Here is a 3,047-nt window from a genome sequence, read left to right on the forward strand (position 1 = left end):
GCGCGAGAACGGACATTCCGGGCTCGCCGCCACCCAAGGGCACGCGTCGCCCGTTGCCCTGGTGCAGTCGATCACCGGCGGCACGCGCGCCGACGCGTTGCGGCAGGTGCGTGTCGGGCAGTCGCTACTCGACGGTGCAGCTTCGGATGCGGCGTCGGATGCGTGTGTTGGTGTTGCTCCCGATGCCGACGCGGCGCCGATGACGGATGACTCCCCCGACGCCACTCGCGCGCCGTGGCACGCTCCGCTGCAGTCAGCCCTGTGGGCCGGTCGGTTGACGACTGCTCAGCACGACGCGATCCGTGGTGGTCTGGGTGAGCCCGAGGCTGACGGGGTGGACCCGGCATCCGCCGCTCTCGCCTGGTCGGTCGCAGCCGAAACCCTCGTCGATGAGGCGGTGGCGGGGGCATCCGTTGAGGAACTACGCGCCCGGGCGCGGCAGCTACGCGACATCCTCGACCCCGTCGGCGCCGAAAACCGCTTCCAGGAGCGGTACGAGAAGCGGTCGCTCCGGATGTGGATCGACCAGCACGGGCAACATCACGGGCATCTGGTGCTCGACGATGAAATGGCGCTGTGGCTACGGTCGACCTTCGCGGCCGCGCTGCGGCCCCGACGGGGCGGCCCGCGGTTCATCTCGGATGCCGACCGTGCTGCGGCGAAGGAACTCTCTGACGATCCGCGCAGCAACGAGCAGCTCGAATACGACCTGTTCGTCGATCTCATCCGCGCCGGGGCGCTCGCCAACGCTTCGGACGTCTTCGGGGCGCGTCAGCCCGGGGTGCGGATCGTCATGGTCGGCGATGCCGATGGGCCGCGGGATCCGGTCGGGCGGCTCATCAAGACCGGGCACGCCGAAGACGGCGGGGATGCCCTCCCCGGATCGGTCGTCGACCGCAACATCTGCATGAACGGCACCGTGACCGTCACCGTAGACAGCGGCGGCAATCCGCTCGATGTCGGACACGAGCAGCGCCTCTTCACCGCGAAGCAGCGGGTCGCCCTGGCCGTGCGCGACGGTGGATGCGCCGGTGAAGGATGCCCCGTGCCGGCCTCATACTGCGAAGCCCACCACATCGACCACGTCGCCACCGAGAACGGCCGAACCGACATCGACCGCGGCATACTGCTCTGTCGGTTCCACCACATGCAGCTCCACAACAACGGGTGGAAGATCATCCGCGACGGCCATGGCGCGTTCATTCTCGTGCCGCCCGCGGGTCATCTCGGACCCCGGGGCGAACCCGCGACGCCACGTGCACTGCGAACGAAAGCTCCGTGGGCATGGGCGTGGGATCCGCCACCACCGCCCGACAGACCACCATGGCGGGAGGGAAGACCCCCGGCGAGTGGAGAGGTTGCGCTCGCCAGGCATACGGAGGCCACGCTCGCGGGGTAACAGGATGCTGCGCCCGCGGGGCATACAGATGCGGCGCTCGCCGGGCATACAGATGCGGCGCTCGCCGGGCATGCCGGACGCCGCGCTCGCCGGACATAGAGACACGGCGTCCGCGGGGTAGCCGGACGCCGCGCACGCCGGCCACGCGGATGCGGCGTCCGCCGAGCATACTGATGCTCCGCTCGCCGAGTAGCCACACGGCGTCGAACGATGCGGAGGGATATCGAGACGGGGATGCGTGTCTTCCGAGCCGCGAAAGCCGCGCTCAGCGCACCCGCACGGGAGCCGCGAACTGGGTGACGAAGCCAGGATGATCCATCGGCATCGCCAGCACAGAATCCGGCCGGCGCGCGGCAAGGTCCTCGAACCCTCGGTCAGCGAGAAGCCCATCGCGGATGCCGAGCAGCTCCGCCCGCCGCAATGGCCACGGCTCGTGCGCATTGGCGGCCCAGATCGTCCGCCCCATGTGCCGCTCGTGAAAGCCCCACCGCGCAGTGAGGAAGCGCGACAGCTCGTCATCCGCAACCTCATCACCGACCCGAACGCGCAGTCGCGTTCCCGGGCCGCGCGCCGCGCCATCCACCCGCCGCCGCCGAGAGCGGTACTCGACTGTATGGGCAACCTGCGCGTCGGCATCCATCGAATCGACGCGATGGCCGATGCTCGCCCACCGGTACGGCAGCCCGAACAGCGCATTCGCCGTCAGCACCGGGATGAGGTGCTCAGCCTCCAGGGTCAGGAACACCACCCCACGCCGGCCCTCGTCGTCGATGCCGTACGTTCGCACGTTGATCTCGTTGAACGTTCCGAGAAAGCGCACCGGCGGGGCGGGCAGGAACTGGAACTTCGAGAGGACGAACGGAACAAGCCCGATCCACCCCGACCCGTCGAACACGTCCGGGCGCACCCCCGGCGGCAGCAGCGGCGCCAAGCGCGCGGCATCCACCCGCCAATGCAGGAAGATGGCGCGCGACCAGCGCTGCGCGATGACCGCCCGACCCGGCAGCGGCGGGGCATCGTGCGAGAAGGCCATGCCCCCATTCTTGCGTTGCGCCGTCGGCGCGGCTCCATCCGCTCGCGGCGGCGACGGAATCAGCGGACCATCCGCACCGAGCTCAGCAGCGGACGGTGTTCATCTTCACGACGAAGGCCGTCGAGCGCGAAGCCATTGCGCTCGTAGAACCGGATCGCGCGGGGGTTGCGCTCGGCGACCCACAACATCGCACGGGCGTCGCCGAGGACAGCATCCAGCAGCGCCTGAGCCAGCCCCGTGCCGTACTCGCTCCCGAGGACGTAGATCAGCAAAAGCTGTCGCTCACGCGGAACGTCCTCGCCCTCGGCGCCGTGCGCCTCCCCCGCCATCGCGATGCCGACGATCTGCCCGTCCCGGATGCCGACACGAAACACGGCGCCTGGCGGCGGATCCTGCAGGGTGCCCCGCCACCACTGCCTGCGCGACTCCGCGTACTCGGGCGTGAAGAAGTCGTCGGGAAGGAGATGGGTGTAGGCCTCCTGCCAGCTCTGGACGAGTACTGCAGCCCACGCGTCGGCATCCGTTGCGTCGGCGGCGCGTATCGTCCAGGTCATCCGGCCATGGTGCCACGAGTCGGCGCGACGACGGGGATGATCGGGCTACCCGACCGGCTCC

At 69.6% G+C, this 3,047-nt stretch carries 3 protein-coding genes; 1 reads left to right on the top strand and 2 read right to left on the bottom strand.

All coding sequences use genetic code 11. The features are described 5' to 3' along the window. Positions 1-1,399: HNH endonuclease signature motif containing protein (locus B3587_RS06870; RefSeq protein WP_292727410.1), on the top strand; the 1,399-nt coding region annotated here is incomplete at its 5' end. Between the two features lie 265 nt (positions 1,400-1,664). On the opposite strand, the gene B3587_RS06875 is transcribed toward B3587_RS06870, so the two are convergent. Together B3587_RS06875 and B3587_RS06880 are read right to left on the bottom strand one after the other, a co-directional pair. Then, the gene (locus B3587_RS06875; RefSeq protein WP_292727412.1) at positions 1,665-2,432 is read right to left on the bottom strand and encodes a YqjF family protein; all 768 of its coding nucleotides are present in this window, start codon (positions 2,430-2,432) and stop codon (positions 1,665-1,667) included. Between the two features lie 59 nt (positions 2,433-2,491). After that, positions 2,492-2,986: a GNAT family N-acetyltransferase gene (locus tag B3587_RS06880; RefSeq protein WP_292727414.1), complete on the bottom strand. Its 495-nt coding sequence runs from the start codon at positions 2,984-2,986 to the stop codon at positions 2,492-2,494. Positions 2,987-3,047 lie beyond the last annotated feature (61 nt).

It is taken from the genome of Microbacterium sp. UBA837, from assembly GCF_002296025.1.
Classification (GTDB): Bacteria; Actinomycetota; Actinomycetes; order Actinomycetales; family Microbacteriaceae; genus Microbacterium.